The following is a 241-nucleotide window of genomic DNA, read 5'->3' on the forward strand; positions in this document are numbered from 1 at the left end:
ATGGGTCCCTGCGTTCGCAGGGACGACAGCGGAGCAAGCTTCTACTCGCAATGAAATCTGAATCCGCAAACTCGCTGTCGTCCCGGACAAGCGAGCGCAGCGAGCGCCGATCCGGGACCCATAGCCACAGGACAAAGTTGTGCGAACGCTGGCGCCCCAGCGTCTTCCAACAACTCAATCCTGTGGTTATGGGTCCCTGCGCCCGTGCGCAATTGCGCACTAGGCAGGGACGACAGCGGAG

Origin of the sequence: Bradyrhizobium valentinum (assembly GCF_001440405.1) — a bacterium.
Lineage (GTDB): Bacteria > Pseudomonadota > Alphaproteobacteria > Rhizobiales > Xanthobacteraceae > Bradyrhizobium > Bradyrhizobium valentinum.